The 1,191-nt window shown below is 60.1% G+C and carries 2 protein-coding genes; both read right to left on the reverse strand.

Translation table 11 applies throughout. The annotated features are described in order from the left end of the window. Positions 1–218 precede the first annotated feature (218 nt). The gene (locus ACYQ2W_RS26290; protein WP_459874047.1) at positions 219–350 is read right to left on the reverse strand and encodes an addiction module protein; all 132 of its coding nucleotides are present in this window, start codon (positions 348–350) and stop codon (positions 219–221) included. Between the two features lie 56 nt (positions 351–406). Then, a complete protein-coding gene (locus tag ACYQ2W_RS26295; protein WP_459874045.1) occupies positions 407–700 on the reverse strand; it encodes an Arc family DNA-binding protein in 294 nt (97 codons plus the stop codon). Positions 701–1,191 lie beyond the last annotated feature (491 nt).

Genomic DNA, 1,191 nt, shown 5'->3' on the forward strand with positions numbered 1-1,191 from the left:
TGAAAAGATCGAACCTAGAAAAGCGGCTTGATCCCCTCGCCCGGGTCGTCGGTGCGAGTGCTCGGGAGAGGCCCGTAACTTGTAGGTTGGCGCTACCGCGCCGACGCAAACGGAGGCACCGGGGTGAAGGCCGCGATACCCCGTCAGAATCCGCGGTCGGGATTTTCGCCAGACGCTACCGCAAGGCCGGAATCGGGCCAGCTTCAGAAAACCGATCTTCATCGGTTCCGGTAACGCTCCATCACCTCGTTGTAGGGCATCGTTTCCAGCTCGCCTCGCCGATAGGCGTCCCAACGCTTGTTGGAATCCTCTGCCCACAGTGCATCGATTGTCGGGTCGGGGCGTTCGATATCTCACCAGGAGGGTGGTGAATCTCGTGTCCAAGGGGGCAGTGCCGACGGAGAGGCTACTTGGTTTCCTGTTCCTCGGCGGCCTTCTCCTCCATCACCTGGAGGCCCGCGTCCAGCGATTCCAACAGGTCTTTCGCCAGCTTTTTGCCTGCAAGCAGGGTTTCTCGTGCGGTGTCCAGGGCGGTGCCGTCGGCGGCGATCGCCACCGAGCGGGAGGATTCCATGGCCATCTCCAGCCGGTAGACGATCTCGGCATTGAGGGAGCGGCCGTTTCGGTCGGCTTCTTCCTTCAACGACTCTTTCAGTTCCGGGGGCATCCGGAGGCCAAAGGGGGCAATGTCTCTGCTCATGGCTGCACAGTGTAACTAAAAGCGGTTGACGATCTAGCTACACCGTGAAATCATTACACCGTGTAGCTGTGCGCGAGGGCGATAATGATACAGACAAGTCGGCAAATTGCCCGCACGAGCTTTCGGTTGCCAGATGAGCTGAAGAAGTGGCTGAAACATCGGGCCATTGAAAACGCAAAAGCTCGAACTCGGAGGTTCTTCGGCGGCTGGAAGAGAGTCGGCAACGGGATGTGGCCGACAGGGACCGGATTCAGGGAGAGGCGGAAGGGCGTTGAAGCGGGCAACCGGGTGGATTGCGGCCACCCGGTCCCCTGACCACAACCCACCTGACAAAGGAGGTGAATCATGGCTGTCGGACAGCATATCACGCAGGCTTTCGGGAACGACTCGCGGCGGCGGGGGAGGAGGGCGGATGTCTTGCCTCTCCACCTGTTGCGCAATCGGGATACCGAGAGGAGGCGTGTGTCAATGGCCAATAGAATTGACCCACC

Source organism: Endothiovibrio diazotrophicus (assembly GCF_054657215.1).

Coding starts and splice junctions, on each gene's coding strand:
- ACYQ2W_RS26295 (WP_459874045.1), bottom strand. CDS start 700: ATGAGCAGAGACATTGCCCCCTTTGGCCTCCGGATGCCCCCGGAACTG.